Annotated in this window: 15 protein-coding genes; all 15 read right to left on the bottom strand. The window is 48.6% G+C overall.

Features of this window, described 5'->3' with window-relative positions; translation table 11 throughout:
- Positions 1-28: 28 nt before the first annotated feature.
- Genes purF through leuC form a run of 15 tightly spaced genes read right to left on the bottom strand, consistent with a single transcriptional unit; the run spans position 29 to position 14,724 of the window.
- Positions 29-1,567, bottom strand: coding sequence for an amidophosphoribosyltransferase (purF, locus tag ICN24_RS05255; RefSeq protein WP_216221867.1), 1,539 nt, complete (start codon positions 1,565-1,567; stop codon positions 29-31).
- A 4-nt stretch (positions 1,568-1,571) separates the two neighbouring features.
- Positions 1,572-2,138 (bottom strand): CvpA family protein, encoded by a 567-nt coding sequence (locus tag ICN24_RS05250; RefSeq protein ID WP_216221864.1) that lies wholly within the window; start codon positions 2,136-2,138, stop codon positions 1,572-1,574.
- The gene (locus ICN24_RS05245) at positions 2,138-2,941 is read right to left on the bottom strand and encodes an SPOR domain-containing protein (protein WP_216221862.1); all 804 of its coding nucleotides are present in this window, start codon (positions 2,939-2,941) and stop codon (positions 2,138-2,140) included. Before ICN24_RS05245 ends, ICN24_RS05250 begins: the two co-directional genes overlap by 1 nt.
- Positions 2,942-2,944: 3 nt before the next feature.
- The gene (gene folC, locus ICN24_RS05240) at positions 2,945-4,270 is read right to left on the bottom strand and encodes a bifunctional tetrahydrofolate synthase/dihydrofolate synthase (protein WP_216221860.1); all 1,326 of its coding nucleotides are present in this window, start codon (positions 4,268-4,270) and stop codon (positions 2,945-2,947) included.
- A gap of 3 nt (positions 4,271-4,273) precedes the next feature.
- A complete protein-coding gene (gene accD, locus ICN24_RS05235) occupies positions 4,274-5,161 on the bottom strand; it encodes an acetyl-CoA carboxylase, carboxyltransferase subunit beta (RefSeq protein ID WP_216221858.1) in 888 nt (295 codons plus the stop codon).
- Between the two features lie 5 nt (positions 5,162-5,166).
- On the bottom strand, positions 5,167-5,964 hold the full coding sequence (trpA, locus tag ICN24_RS05230; RefSeq protein WP_216221856.1) for a tryptophan synthase subunit alpha: 798 nt from the start codon (positions 5,962-5,964) through the stop codon (positions 5,167-5,169).
- A gap of 15 nt (positions 5,965-5,979) precedes the next feature.
- Complete coding sequence (gene trpB / locus ICN24_RS05225) at positions 5,980-7,173, bottom strand: tryptophan synthase subunit beta (protein ID WP_216221854.1); 1,194 nt, start codon at positions 7,171-7,173, stop codon at positions 5,980-5,982.
- A 30-nt stretch (positions 7,174-7,203) separates the two neighbouring features.
- The gene (locus ICN24_RS05220; RefSeq protein WP_216221852.1) at positions 7,204-7,881 is read right to left on the bottom strand and encodes a phosphoribosylanthranilate isomerase; all 678 of its coding nucleotides are present in this window, start codon (positions 7,879-7,881) and stop codon (positions 7,204-7,206) included.
- Between the two features lie 26 nt (positions 7,882-7,907).
- Positions 7,908-8,738: a tRNA pseudouridine(38-40) synthase TruA gene (gene truA / locus ICN24_RS05215; protein ID WP_216221850.1), complete on the bottom strand. Its 831-nt coding sequence runs from the start codon at positions 8,736-8,738 to the stop codon at positions 7,908-7,910.
- A gap of 9 nt (positions 8,739-8,747) precedes the next feature.
- Entirely contained in the window at positions 8,748-10,121 is a 1,374-nt protein-coding gene (locus ICN24_RS05210) for a FimV/HubP family polar landmark protein (protein ID WP_216221848.1), read from the bottom strand.
- 8 nt (positions 10,122-10,129) lie between these two features.
- Positions 10,130-11,287: an aspartate-semialdehyde dehydrogenase gene (asd, locus tag ICN24_RS05205; protein ID WP_216221846.1), complete on the bottom strand. Its 1,158-nt coding sequence runs from the start codon at positions 11,285-11,287 to the stop codon at positions 10,130-10,132.
- A gap of 30 nt (positions 11,288-11,317) precedes the next feature.
- On the bottom strand, positions 11,318-12,388 hold the full coding sequence (leuB, locus tag ICN24_RS05200; protein ID WP_216221843.1) for a 3-isopropylmalate dehydrogenase: 1,071 nt from the start codon (positions 12,386-12,388) through the stop codon (positions 11,318-11,320).
- Positions 12,389-12,411: 23 nt separating this feature from the next.
- A complete protein-coding gene (gene leuD / locus ICN24_RS05195) occupies positions 12,412-13,059 on the bottom strand; it encodes a 3-isopropylmalate dehydratase small subunit (protein ID WP_216221842.1) in 648 nt (215 codons plus the stop codon).
- 34 nt (positions 13,060-13,093) lie between these two features.
- Positions 13,094-13,303, bottom strand: a complete 210-nt coding sequence (locus ICN24_RS05190) for a hypothetical protein (protein ID WP_216221841.1) — start codon at positions 13,301-13,303, stop codon at positions 13,094-13,096.
- A gap of 11 nt (positions 13,304-13,314) precedes the next feature.
- A complete protein-coding gene (leuC, locus tag ICN24_RS05185; RefSeq protein ID WP_216221839.1) occupies positions 13,315-14,724 on the bottom strand; it encodes a 3-isopropylmalate dehydratase large subunit in 1,410 nt (469 codons plus the stop codon).
- Positions 14,725-14,741 lie beyond the last annotated feature (17 nt).

The following is a 14,741-nucleotide window of genomic DNA, read 5'->3' as shown; positions in this document are numbered from 1 at the left end:
CTCCTAGGAGGCAATTTGTTGTCGCTTTTTAGTCTTCAGTAGCCAAGTGCAGATGAAGCTGAGAGCGCGCAAAGTCGCTGGAATCCCGTTGACGATCCGCCTTGGCCGCCGAGGAATTGCGTTGCGCCTCTAGAGCATCCAAATAGGATTCATTGATGTCGCCGGTGATGTAATTACCATCAAAGCAAGAGGCTTCAAAGTTTTGAATATTGGGGTTGATATCCCTGACTGCCTGCTTCATATCTTCTACGCTTTGATAGATCAACTGATCTGCACCAATCATCTTATTGATTTCTTCATCGGTGCGACCATAAGCCACCAACTCACTACGCGTTGGCATATCGATACCATAGACATTCGGGAAACGAACTGGAGGCGCTGCAGATGCAAAGATGACTTTCTTAGCACCAGATTCACGGGCCATTTGCACAATCTCAAACGAAGTCGTGCCACGCACAATCGAGTCATCTACGATCAAGACTGTCTTATCCTTAAATTCAATGCGCATGGCATTGAGCTTCTGACGCACAGACTTCTTGCGCACAGCCTGTCCAGGCATGATGAAGGTGCGACCAATGTAACGATTTTTAAAGAAGCCTTCGCGATAATCAACGCCCAGATTTTTAGCAACTTGCATTGCAGCAGGACGGCTCGAATCCGGAATAGGCATGACCACATCAATCTCATCGACATTGGTCTCTTTGCGAATCTTCTCAGCGAGGTAGTCACCCATGCGCATACGCACGTTATACACAGTCACTCCATCAATGGTGGAGTCTGGTCTTGCCATGTAGACATATTCAAAAATACAGGGTGTTAATACGGCATTGGGCACACATTGGCGGGCGTAGAAGTTACCATCCAAATCAATGTAAATGGCCTCGCCTGGATTGACATCACGTACAAAAGTAAAACCAAGGCCTTCAAGCGCCACGGACTCGGAAGCGACCATCCACTCGGGACCTTGTGCGGTATCAATACGACCGATACATAAAGGACGAATACCGAATGGATCACGGAAGGCCAAAAGACCATAGCCTGCAATCAAAGAAACTACTGCATAAGAGCCTTTAACGCGACTCGTGACACCAGTGACCGCATTAAACATCGCACCCTCATCTAGGGCAGCGCTATTGGTTTCTTTTTGTAACTCATCAGCCAATACGTTTAATAAAACTTCAGTATCAGAGCTGGTATTGATATGGCGACGATCACGGTAAGCCATCTCCACACGCAAGCTAGGCGCATTGGTCAAGTTTCCGTTGTGAGCCAAAATGATGCCGTAAGGTGCACTTACATAAAATGGTTGCGCTTCTTCTTCGCTACTAGCCGATCCTGCTGTTGGATATCGCACTTGGCCAATGCCTGCATTACCAACCAGGCTGCGCATATTGCGTGTACGAAATACATCTCGCACTAAACCGTTGGCTTTATGCATGGTGAACGAGTTTCCGTTCATCGTAGCAATACCGGCTGCATCCTGACCGCGATGTTGCAAGAGCAACAAGGCATCATAGAGAAGTTGATTTACTGGGGAGTGGGAAACGGTTCCGACGACGCCGCACATATCTCTAGATTCCTATTGTTAATTTAGGAGTAATGGTAGGGGTAACTTTAGGCATTGCATCACTCAACTGCTTTGCCCAGTCAGCTGGCAGCCAACCTTTAATCAATCCAGTAGCCATATCAATGGCTGGTCTGGTAATCGCATTTTTCCATGCCATGCTCTGTGGAATTGGTGTTAAAGCCGCCAAGGTAGCCAGCACCACCACAATCAAGCCGCCGCGTGCTAAACCAAAAACCAATCCTAAAAAGCGATCGGTCAAACTCAAGCCTGCGGACAAAATAATTTTCTGCACCACACCACCAAACAAGCCGCAAATAATGAGCGTCAGAATAAATAGAATTAAGAAGCTAAGGCCAAGCGTTAGTAGCTCATCGAGATGGAAAGTGGAAAGCCATTCGGTCGCAAGATAGTTGCTGTAGTGATAAGCAACCCACGCAGCCACAAACCATGAGACTAGGGCAAGAACTTCTTTAAACAATCCGCGTGAGATGCCCACCAATGCAGAAACCAAGAGCACAACTAGGGTGAAGTAATCCACCGATGTTAGCTTTAAGGTGGATAAATATTCCATTACTGCTTACCAATGACGACAAGTTTTGTGGGAAGACTCATCGCTTTAATTTTCTTTTCAGCTGCTTGGGCAGCATCTTTGTCGGCAAATGGGCCTGCGCGCACTACCGATAATTTGGCACCATCATTACCCGTCTTATTTAAAACAGAGTAAGGAATCTTTTGACCTTTTAGCTTGGTCACTGCTCCTTTAACATTGTCTTCAGATGCGTAAGCACCCAGCAAAATGTAGTACTTATTTGAAGCAGCATTATTGGCACTGGCGCTCTTAGCAGCATCATCAGCTGCTGGTTTTGCGCTAGAGGCCGCTACAACCTCTTCTCCTGCGGCCAAACCTAAACCTGAGGCCTTACTAGGCGCAGGACTTGCTGGCTTCGTTTCCGGCTTGGACTCTGTCTTTGTCTCTGCTTTCACTTCAGGAGCAGGCACAGCTTTTGGAGCTTCTACTGGGGCTTCTGCTTTAGGCTTTTCCTCAGCCTTTATTTCGGGTTTGGGTTCAGCCCCTGGAATGGGTAGACTGGTCACAATGTTCACAGCAATATCATTTGGCGCGGATTTTGGCTTGCTATCTAAGATGCGGGGCAAGCCAATTACCGCTATTAATACCAAGACTGCGGCGCCAATCAAGCGATGGCGCGCTCTTTGCTGTTCCGGGTCTTCGGTGAGAGCTAACTCTTCTGCCTCAGCGGCACGTTGAAAGCTTCGTGGGGCGGGTTTTTTGGTGGTACGACGACCCCCTACTGAACCTAATTCAAGGTCATCAGCCTGTGTTTTTCGCTTAAAAAAGCTTGGTAAACGAATCATGGATCAATGCGCCTGGTTGTTTCGATAAGCCATTACGCCTGCAACGGTATAGAAGGATCCGAAGGTCACAATTCTATCACCCTCTCCAGCCTGAGATAGCGCTTTTTGATACGCTGCAGCAGGATTTTCGAAGATATCAATGCCCCCGTCAGCCCCATTTTTAGGCTTTACGCCCAGCGCCTCTAGCTTCTGAGCCAAGGCCTTGGCAGAGGCTGCCCGAGGGGTAGGCAAATCTGTACAGAACCAAAAGTCGACGATGCTCAGGAGGGGCTTAATTACCCCTTCAATATCCTTATCAGCCATTGCCCCAAAAATGGCATAGGTATAGGGGTGGTAGCCCATCTTATCTAAGCCCTGGGCTAGGGTAGCAGCAGCATGGGGGTTGTGAGCCACATCCAGCACGATGGTGGGCTGCCCCGGGAGCACCTGAAAACGCCCTGGGAGCTCAACCAAGGCAAAGCCATTACGAATGTCCTGCGCGCTCACTGGTAGGCGCTGATGCAGAGCCATGAGCGCTGCTATCACCGCAGAAGCATTCAGAATCTGATTGGCACCCCGCAGCGCTGGATAACCGAGCCCACTAAAACGCTTATTACGCCCTGCCCAGCCCCACTGTTGCTTATCACCCTGGAAGTTGTAGTCGCGACCTTGCAGCCAAAGATCGCAATTGAGTTTTTCTGCGTAGTCGATCAGTGTTTGTGGGGGCACAGGATCACCACAGACTGCAATCTGCCCCGGGCGAAAGATACCCGCTTTTTCTAAGCCGATTGCCTCACGCGTACCACCTAAAAAATCTGCATGATCAATATCGATGCTCGTCACAATCGCGCAGTCTGCATCAATGATATTGACAGCATCTAAACGGCCACCCATACCAACTTCTAAGATCACCACATCCAAATTGGCTTTAGCAAACAAATGCATGATTGCTAAAGTGGTGAACTCAAAATAGGTCAGCGTAGGAGCATCCACCAAACTCACTCGTGCTTTTTCTACTGCTGCAAAATGCTCTAACAAGAGAGCATCTTTCACCTCTTCGCCATTGACACGAGCACGCTCATTAAAAGTCAGAAGATGTGGAGAGGTATGACAACCTACTCGATAACCAGAGGCCAGCAGGATGGCCTCTAAATAGGCACAGGTCGATCCCTTGCCATTCGTGCCAGCAACCGTAATGACGGGACAATCAAAATGGAGATCTAATGCCGCTTTCACACGATTGATACGCTCTAGCCCCATATCAATACCAACGGGATGGGCAGTTTCGAGGTGGCTAAGCCAAGCCTCGAGGCTAGGAAAAAGAATGGGGGCTTGGTGAGCGGTGCTCAACGCTTAAACTGCTGCACTGCCAGCGATTGCAGGCTCAGGCAGTTTTTGCAGCAATGCCAATAAACGCGCAATCTCGCCACGCATTTGTCGGCGATCCACAATCATGTCGATACCGCCCTTTTGCATCAAGAACTCAGAACGCTGAAATCCTTCGGGCAATTTTTCGCGCACAGTTTGCTCAATCACTCGTGGGCCAGCAAAACCAATCAAAGCCTTTGGCTCTGCCATCACGACATCACCCATAAAGGCAAAACTAGCAGAGATACCGCCCATAGTGGGATCGGTCAGAACGCTGATATAGGGCAAGCCCTTCTTAGCTAACAAGGTCAGCATAGAGTTGGTCTTTGCCATCTGAAACAAAGACAGCAAGCTCTCTTGCATACGCGCGCCACCAGTAGCAGTCACACAAATAAAAGCACATTTCTTTTCAATAGCCGCTTGCACACCACGGGCAAAACGCTCACCCACTACGGAGCCCATTGAACCACCCATGTATTGAAACTCAAAGCAGGCTGCAATCACGGGAATTGATTCGATTTTTCCGCCCATCACAATGAGGGCTTCAGACTCGCCAGAAGCATCGTTGGCTTCTTTAATGCGATCTGGATATTTTTTGGAGTCTTTGAATTTAAGTGGATCGGTTGGATAGATATCAGCACCAATTTCAAAGCGACCTTTGGGATCTAGCAAATTATCTAATCGCTGACGTGCGCCGATGCGCATGTGGTGACTACATTTAGGACAAACAGAGAGGTTTGCTTCGATATCGGTGCTGTAGAGAACAGTTTCGCAACTGGGGCACTTAACCCACAATCCTTCTGGTACCGATTTGCGATTAGCAGGATCAGTATGTTGAATTTGGGGAGGGAGTAATTTATCTATCCAGCTCATTAGTTTTAACTATCCAATGCGTCGCGTATCTCACGAATGAAGGTTTCCAGTGATTGTACTGCCTGCCCTGGGGGCGCATCCTCTAAAAGGCGAATAATACGGCTACCAATCACGACAGCATCTGCGCTGGCCGATACCGCCTTGGCACTGGCAGCATCGCTAATTCCGAAGCCTACGGCGATTGGAATGTCGGTTTCCTCGCGGATTTTGGGGATGATGCTGGCCACATCCTGAGTATTGAGGTGTGAAGCCCCGGTAACGCCACGCATCGAGACGTAGTAGATATAACCAGAAGCTATTTTGGCTGCCTCCTTAATACGATCATGCGATGAAGTTGGGGCCAATAAGAAAATCGGATCAATATCGGCAGCTCGCATCCGCGCTGCAAAATCCACACACTCTTCAGGCGGGTAATCCACTACGAGTACACCATCTACGCCAGCTGCTTTTGCTTCGCTTGCAAAACGTTCTGCACCCATTTGCTCAACCGGGTTTGCATAACCCATCAAGACCACTGGAGTAGCTGTATCTTGCTTACGAAATTCTTTCACCATTTCCAAACAAGAATGCAAAGTAACGCCTTGAGTCAATGCGCGTTCTGAGGATCTTTGAATAACAGGGCCATCGGCCATTGGATCTGAAAATGGCACACCTAACTCAATCACACTCGAACCACCACGCACTAATGCATGCATGAGTTCAACCGTGAGTTTTGGATCAGGATCACCAGCAGTAATAAAAGGGATAAGCCCTTTTTTGCCAGTAGCCTTTAGTTCTTTAAAAAGTGCGGTAATTTTTGACATAAACGTTTCTAATTTCTAACCTTCAGATCCAGTTGCTTGAGCAACGGTATGCATGTCCTTATCGCCACGGCCAGAGAGGTTCACCAAGATGGTCTTATCTTTTGGCAAGGTCTTTGCCAGCTTGCAAGCATAAGCAATCGCATGGGAAGACTCGAGCGCAGGAATGATGCCTTCAATACGGCAGCAGTCGTGGAAAGCTTGCAGCGCCTCTTCATCAGTTATGGCCACATAGTCTGCGCGACCAGAATCTTTTAACCAGGCATGCTCTGGCCCAACACCGGGATAGTCCATGCCAGCAGAAACAGAATGGGTTTCAGAAATCTGACCATTCTCATCTTGCAATAAGTAGGTACGATTGCCGTGCAAGACGCCTGGCTTACCAACACAGAGTGCGGCTGAATGCAAACCACTTCCTAGGCCATGGCCGGCTGCTTCAACACCAACCAATTTAACTTCTGGAAAATCAATATAGGGATAGAAAATTCCCATTGCATTAGAGCCGCCACCAACGCAAGCTAAAACAAAGTCTGGTTGACGACCAGTCATTTCTGGCATCTGCACTTTGCACTCTTCACCGATGACGCTTTGGAAATCGCGCACCATCATTGGGTAAGGATGGGGACCCGCAACCGTACCAATAATGTAGAACGTGTTATCCACGTTAGTTACCCAATCACGCATGGCTTCATTGAGCGCATCTTTTAAGGTTTTGGTACCGGATTCAACTGGTACCACCTTAGCGCCAAGCAACTTCATCCGAAATACGTTTTGCGCTTGACGGGCCACGTCTACAGAGCCCTGATAGACCGTGCAATCTAAGCCAAAACGTGCGCAGATCGTCGCTGTGGCAACGCCGTGCTGCCCTGCCCCGGTTTCTGCAATGATGCGTGGCTTACCCATGCGCTTAGCCAGCATTGCTTGACCAATCACGTTGTTGATCTTATGTGCGCCAGTGTGGTTTAAATCTTCACGCTTCAGGTAGATCTGCGCACCACCCAGCATTTCACTCCAGCGCTTAGCGTGGTAAACCGGAGATGGGCGTCCTACGAAATGTTTTAACTCGTAGTGAAACTCTTCAATAAATTCTGGATCGTGTTGATATTTTGCATACGCTTCTTTGAGCTCATCTAATGCATACATCAATGTCTCAGAAACAAACACGCCGCCGTATGGACCGAAGTGTCCTCGTGCATCTGGCTTGTCGTACATAGCTACCTCTTTTGATTTATCTACAGCAAATTATTGGGATGATGATGTCGCATCTGCGGCGCGCACTGCCTGAACAAATTGGGCCATGAGCGCAGGATCCTTAACACCCCTACTGCTTTCTACGCCACTCGAGACGTCAACCGCGCAAGGATGCAGGCGTGCAATCGCCTCGCCCACGTTGTGCGTGTTCAATCCACCACTCAAAACGACCCGAGGCGCGTTTTCGCTTACCCATGTCTGTGGAATTCCTTGCCAATCAAAAGGAACGCCTCCACCGCCGTAACCCTCAACTAGGGCATCGAGCAGAAAAGCGTCTGCATCCTTGTATTGTAGGGAAAAATCGTCAAATGCGAACTGAGCGCCGACACGGGCCGCCTTCATCCAGGGCTCGCCCTGGGCTAGTTCAGCACAGCGTTCTGGGGTCTCGTCGCCATGAAACTGCCATAAAGTGATCGAAGCAGCCGCCCGAATCGCCGCAAACTCCGCATCTGTGGCATTTACCAGCAATCCAACGGCATCAACGCCGGCAGGAAGACGAGCAATCAACTGAGCAGCGATATTGGGACTGACAGCCCGAACACTAGGCGGATAGAAGACGAAACCGACCGCATCTACCCCTGCCGCAACAGCGGCATCCACATCTGCTGCAGTCTTTAAGCCGCAAATTTTGACCCGGGTACGCCCCGGAGAGTATGTGAGTAAGCCCATAAATGAATGATAAGGCCTCCTGAGGCCTATTTACCAATCACCCCGTTGGGCAACCAAGAGTTCTCAAGCCAAGGGGCTGGGATAGCGAATTCCTCTGGATAGGCAATCTTAGCCAAATAGAGACCATCGGGCATAAAGGTTGGAGCAGCAATTTGTCGATTTTTGGCAGCCAAAACTTCCGCCATCCACTCTGGCTGTTGTCTGCCCTGACCTATCTGCAAAAAACAGCCAACGAGATTACGAATCATGTGATGTAAAAAAGCATTTCCCCGAATCCGGAAATACATCCAAGGATGCCCACCAATCAAGTCAATGGAGTAGATGGTTTTTACAGGAGTTTTGCTTTGACACTCTGATGATCTAAATGAGCTGAAATCATTTTCACCAATTAAACATCGGGATGCGATCTTCATCGCCTCAATATCGAGCGCTTGATTGGGCGGCAACATTAGATAGCCGGCACGAGCATGCGCCATTGGAGAACGGCATGGGCCCACCTGCAATGCATAAATATAAGTACGCTCAAATGCGGAGAAGCGTGCACTAAATTCCTCAGGCACTTCCTTAGCCCAATTAATCACTATGGATGGCGGTAAAAAAGAATTCACGCCCCGCACCCAAGAAAATGGTTCACGCTCTACATTGGTATCAAAGTGAACAACTTGACCCAATGCATGAACACCCGCATCCGTTCTGCCTGCGGTAATGGTATGAATTGGACATTGTGCATAGGCCTGCTCACCAACAAAAGCCGAGATCGCTTTTTCAAGTTCATCCTGAATAGTGTTGTGATTTACCTGAGTTTGCCACCCAGAATAAGCACTGCCGTCGTATTGAAGACCGAGCGCTATTCGCATTTCCCGCCTTTACGCCTGACGATGGGAGAGCTCAGCTAGCAAGCCCTGAGCTTCGATCGTGATAGCCGGATCTACCGAGTTACTCACCCGCAGCACTTCTTCAAGTGATTTTTTAGCAGCCGAAAAATCCTCGATCGTGATGTATGCACGGGCTAAATTTAACTTTACGCGCAGGGTATCAGCTAGAGGATTTGATTCAGATTTATTAGGCGCAGGAGGCGGAGTCTGCACTGGCTTAGATAAATCTAAATCAATCCCCGCAAACAGCGCTTTTGCTCGCTCGGGCATCTCGAATGGAGTTGCAGGAGCTTCGCGATGAGCAGTCTTGGTTGGGACTGCAAAGCTAGGCGCCTCTGAGCGACGTGCATTGCGAGCTAAAGCCCAAAGCAAGAGACCTGTTAAGGCAATTAAGCCAATAGCCAAGATGGCGGGACCAAATCCACCTAAGCCAAAGTTGTTATCAATGGCTTTCTTCTCTTTTGATTTTTCTAGCAAGCGCTGGAGATCAGCGATATTCTTTTCTAGCTCTGCAACACGCGCTTTGGCTTGGTCTAGTTCTTTTTCTTGGGCCACTAGATTCTCTGCGTACTGGCGTTCTTGCTCGTTACCTTCTGCACTAGACCCAATCTTCAAGCGGTCTTTTGCAGCTACTTCAGAGGTTTTGGTATTGCCTGCTTTTCCTGCTGTAGCACCCGCTTTTTCACCTTGCTCTGAGAGCCACTGCTCATTTGCTTGAGCAACAAACTGATTGGCCTCAGCTGGGCTAATCGATCGCAAGAGCGCTTGACTTGGTTTATTGAGCTCTGCACCAGCGGCAAGGCGATTAATACTGCCGCTCGCAAATGCATCTGGATTTGCCTTATACAAAGCCATGATGGTTTGATCTATGGTTGCACCATCTAACTGAGGTGCCATCAACGCGGCAATTTCCGATAAAGTCTGGCCAGGCTTCACCACGACCTTTTGTGTATCGCCAACAAGCAAGGTAAAGGTTTTAGTAATGCTGCCGCTAGACCAGGTGAGATTGACTAAGACATCTAAGAATGGATCTTCAGTCATCGGTACAGCATTGACCGTCTCTACCAAGACCATCAACTGTTCTTGGCGATTGCGGTAGACCATCGCCTGAGGATTGAGATCGATGATTTTTTGTGAGGCTCCAGCGCGCTCATAGGCACCCTTGACTGGTAAGGTGACCTTTAAGGACTCTAGTGCACTCTGCTCTTCAGGTGCAATCCGAATCGGAATCTCTACCCGCAGCGGCTCACCAGGACGTGACTGCAACTGGGGTGAACCCAAAGTCAGCGCCCAAGCTGAGCAAGCCCAACCTAGCCAAATGCAGCAAAGTGCTTTGACGAAGTGAAGTTGAGCGCCGCGTGACATTAAAACGATTAGTTTTCGAGCAAGATACGGAGCATGCGACGCAATGGCTCGGCAGCACCCCATAACAATTGATCGCCTACGGTAAAGGCGCCAAGATAGTCAGGACCCATCGCCAGCTTATGCAAGCGTCCAATAGGTACAGTCAATGTTCCGCTCACAGCCGCAGGTGATAAATCACGCTCGGTAGTCTCGCGATCATTCGGCACAACTTTTACCCATTGGTTGTCATTAGCCAAAATCGTTTCGATCTCCTTGAGCGGAATATCTTTTTTCAACTTCACAGTAAGGCCCTGTGAATGACAACGCATCGCACCTACGCGAACACACAAACCATCAATCGGAATGCTTCCTGGAGTGCGAAATGCTGGACGACCGAGAATCTTATTAAACTCTGCGCCGCCCTTCCACTCCTCTTTAGTCTGGCCATTCTCAACTGGCACATCAATCCAAGGAATTAAGCTACCAGCCAAGGCGGTATTGCGGAAATTCTTCTTCGGAAAATCTGCCGAACGCAATGTTTCAGTTACTTTACGATCGATATCTAAGATCCATGAAGAAGGATCAGCCAACTCAGTTGCTACGCTGTCACGCAATGAACCCATTTGCAGGAGTAATTCACGCATATTTTGGGCGCCAGCACCAGAAGCTGCCTGATAGGTCATCGCGCTAATCCATTCGACCATATCCGCCTTCACCAAACCGCCCATCGCCATCATCATCAAGCTCACGGTGCAGTTAGCGCCAATCCAATTCTTGCCACCAGCTGCCAAGGCCTTATCAATCACAGCACGATTGACTGGGTCCAGTACCAACACAGCATCATCTTTCATGCGCAAGGCACTTGCGGCATCGATCCAGTGACCACTCCAACCTGCAGCACGCAGCTTAGGGAAAATATCATTGGTGTAGTCACCACCCTGGCAAGTCAAGATAATGTCGCAACGTGACAATGCCTTGATGTCATTAGCATCTTGCAATGTGCTTTCACTCTTAGTGACTTTTTTTCCATTGAGTAAGGGCACTTCGCCACCAGCTTGGCTAGTACTAAAAAATACTGGCTCGATTAGATCAAAATCTTTCTCAGCCAGCATGCGCTCCATCAGAACGCTGCCAACCATACCGCGCCAGCCAACTAAACCTACCAAAGGTGTTTTTGTATTTGCCATGATGATCAACTATCTAGTGAGTGTGATGAATTAAGAAAGTGCCGCAACGACTGCATCACCCATTTCTACGGTGGAGACCTTTTTTGTGCCTTCAGTGTAGATATCGGCTGTGCGCAACCCTTGTGCCAATACTTTCTGTACTGCATTTTCAATACGGTCCGCCTCTGCAGGCATTCCCAAGGAATAACGCAACATCATTGCTGCTGACAAAATAGTCGCTAATGGGTTAGCAATGCCTTTACCCGCAATATCCGGTGCAGAACCATGGCTTGGTTCATACAAGCCCTTGTTGTTCTTATCTAAAGAAGCAGATGGCAGCATGCCAATAGAGCCCGTCAACATCGCCGCTTCATCAGATAGGATGTCGCCAAATAAGTTGCCTGTCACAACCACATCAAATGCTTTAGGCGCTTTAACTAGCTGCATTGCCGCGTTATCTACATACATATGGGATAACTCAACATCCGGATACTCTTGGGATACACGAATCATCACTTCGCGCCAAAGCTGCGAAGTTTCTAAGACGTTGGCTTTATCTACGCTGCAGACTTTTTTGCCACGCTTGCGTGCAGCTTCAAACGCAACACGGCCAATTCGCTCTACCTCTGGCTCGCTGTAATGCATCGTATCGAAACCTTCACGTGCCCCCTTGAATAATGGCAACTCTGAAGTACGAATTCCGCGAGGCTGACCAAAATAGATGTCGCCATTCAGTTCACGCACAATCAAAATATCTAAGCCACCAATAATTTCTGGCTTCAAACTAGAAGCAGCAGTTAATTCTGGATAGCAGATTGCAGGTCTGAAGTTTGCAAATAGCTCTAAGTGCTTACGCAAACCTAAAATGGCTTGCTCAGGACGTAGTTCGCGCGCCAAGGTGTCGTATTTCCAATCCCCTACCGCGCCAAATAAAATCGCATCGGCTTTTTTAGCCAACTCTAGCGTTGCCGGTGGCAATGGATGACCTGCGACATCATAAGCAGCGCCTCCAACCGGAGCTTCTTCTAGGTCAAACTTAGGGCCCAGCGCCTGGAGTACGCGCACGGCTTGAGCAACGATTTCCGGGCCGATCCCATCGCCCGGGAGAACTGCAATTTTCATGAAAGGCCTTTAAATCAACAAAATTACGGCAATTGAGTCGCAAGCCAAGGCATCTTGAGAATGCGCTCAGCTTCGTAAGCCTTAATTTTATCTGCATGGCGCAGGGTTAGGCCAATATCGTCTAGGCCATTGAGGAGGCAATACTTTCTAAAAGGGGCCACTTCAAAGCTATAAGCAGTGCCATCTGGGGCAATGACCTGCTGGGCTTCGAGGTCAATTGTTAACTGGTAACCATTAAATGCGTTGGTTTCATTAAACAAATGATCAACCTGGATTTCAGTCAAAACGATAGGTAAAACACCGTTTTTGAAGCAATTATTGTAAAAAATATCGGCAAAACTCGGGGCAATGACCGCCCGGAAGCCAAATTGATCCAGCGCCCAAGGAGCATGTTCACGGGAGCTGCCGCATCCAAAGTTCTTACGGGCCAACAAAATGCCGGCACCTTGATAGCGTGCTTGATTGAGTACGAAGTCAGGATTTAATGGGCGTGTGCTGCAATCTTGTCCAGGCTCGCCATGATCCAAATAGCGCCACTCATCAAATAAATTCTGGCCAAAACCAGTCTTTTTGATCGACTTTAAAAATTGCTTCGGAATAATGGCGTCGGTATCTACGTTCTCGCGATTAAGCGGAGCAACTAAACCTTTGTATACCGTAAATTTTTCCATGATTCTGACTTTGACTCTAAATGTACTGTGTTATTTACTTCACTGGGGTAACCACAACATCCTTACCCTTAGTTTGTGATTGATTTTGTTGTGTCGAGTTTGCACCAGATCCACCCATGGCATTACCCATGGTTTGCAAATCTTTTCCCATGCCTTCCATAGTGCTACTGCAAGCCGCAATCAGCAAACCGGCAATCCCAACGATGGTTAATTTAGCAATTAAAGATACTGAAGAAAATTTCATCTTACTTACCCTTAAGAGATCTTGCGAACATCAACAAAGTGACCTTCAATGGCAGCAGCGGCAGCCATTGCGGGACTTACTAAGTGAGTACGGCCGCCATTACCCTGACGACCCTCAAAATTACGATTGGATGTAGAAGCGCAACGCTCGCCTGGCTCTAAGCGATCAGCATTCATTGCTAAACACATCGAGCAACCTGGCTCACGCCATTCAAAACCGGCAGCTTTAAAGATGCGATCCAGACCTTCGCGCTCTGCCTGGGCTTTTACTAAGCCTGAACCAGGAACTACTAGCGCTAATTTCACATTGGAGGCAACTTTCTTGCCCAAACGATCAACCACTTTGGCGGCAGCACGCATATCTTCAATACGACTATTGGTGCAAGAGCCAATGAATACTTTATCAACCGCAATGCTACTCAATGGTGTATTTGGATTGAGATTCATGTATTCCAATGCGCGCTCAATTGCTGCGCGTTTATTGGGGTCACGCTCTTTTTCTGGATCAGGAACGCGATCGCTGATCGCCAGAACCATTTCAGGAGAGGTACCCCAAGTCACTTGTGGAGCAATCTCTTCAGCACGTAATTCCACTACCGCATCAAACTGAGCATCGGCATCTGAATGCAAGGTTCTCCAGTACTGCAATGCCTGCAAGAGCGCTGGGCCCTTTGGAGCATATGGACGGCCTTGGATGTATTCAATTGTGGTTTCATCTACTGCAACTAAGCCAGAGCGCGCACCCGCCTCAATAGCCATATTACAGATGGTCATACGACCTTCCATCGACAAATTGCGAATCGCTTCGCCTGCAAACTCAATGGTATATCCCGTACCACCCGCTGTGCCAATCTTGCCGATCACCGCCAAGACAATATCTTTGGCAGTGGAACCTGGCTGCAAACGTCCGTCTACGCGCACCAACATATTCTTGCTCTTTTTCATGAGCAAAGTTTGGGTGGCGAGCACGTGCTCTACCTCGGAGGTGCCAATACCAAACGCCAAAGCGCCAAAAGCGCCATGCGTACTAGTGTGAGAGTCACCACAAACAACGGTCATACCTGGCAAGGTTGCACCCTGCTCTGGCCCAATGACGTGAACAATCCCTTGGCGGGTATCGTTCATTTTGTATTGCGTAATACCAAAGGCATCACAGTTTTGATCCAAGGTATCGACTTGCAACTTTGATATTGGATCAGCAATACCCTGGGAGCGATCAGTCGTTGGAACGTTGTGATCAGAGACGGCCAGATTGGCGGAGATGCGCCAAACAGGACGGCCAGCGATATTTAAACCTTCAAATGCTTGAGGGCTTGTGACCTCATGCAACAACTGACGGTCAATATAGATCGTGGCTGTGCCATCCTCTTCAGAGTAAACAACGTGGTCATCCCACAATTTGTCATAAAGCGTACGAGACATGAGTGACCTTAAAACCC

Origin of the sequence: Polynucleobacter sp. UK-Kesae-W10, assembly GCF_018881575.1 — a bacterium.
GTDB lineage: Bacteria > Pseudomonadota > Gammaproteobacteria > Burkholderiales > Burkholderiaceae > Polynucleobacter.
This window is presented reverse-complemented; position numbering and strand designations above follow the sequence as displayed.